Source organism: Chryseobacterium sp. SIMBA_028 (assembly GCF_046535285.1).
Classification (GTDB): Bacteria; Bacteroidota; Bacteroidia; order Flavobacteriales; family Weeksellaceae; genus Chryseobacterium.
Map to the genome: position 1 here is coordinate 1 of NZ_JAWRWZ010000159.1, position 286 is coordinate 286.

The 286-nt window shown below is 35.7% G+C and carries 1 protein-coding gene; it reads right to left on the reverse strand.

The window, feature by feature from the left end; all coding sequences use genetic code 11:
* Positions 1-286: aldo/keto reductase (locus SCA31_RS22975; RefSeq protein ID WP_410699349.1), on the reverse strand; the 286-nt coding region annotated here is incomplete at both ends.

The following is a 286-nucleotide window of genomic DNA, read 5'->3' on the forward strand; positions in this document are numbered from 1 at the left end:
CACAACATTCAGCATTTTCTCTTCCCATTCAGGATCTTTCGGATCAAAGAATAATCTTTTTCCTGTATCTAAAGAGCGTACGGTATTCATTTCATCTTCTGATAATTCAAAATCAAAGACATTGAAATTTTCCTCAATTCTGGAAGGCGTTACCGATTTTGGAATCACAACAAATCCTTCCTGCAGATGCCATCTTAAAATAACCTGAGGCACTGTTTTATGGTACTTTTCTGCAATAGCTTTTAATGCTGTATTATTTAGAAGTTCTTCATTCCCGTTTCCAAGC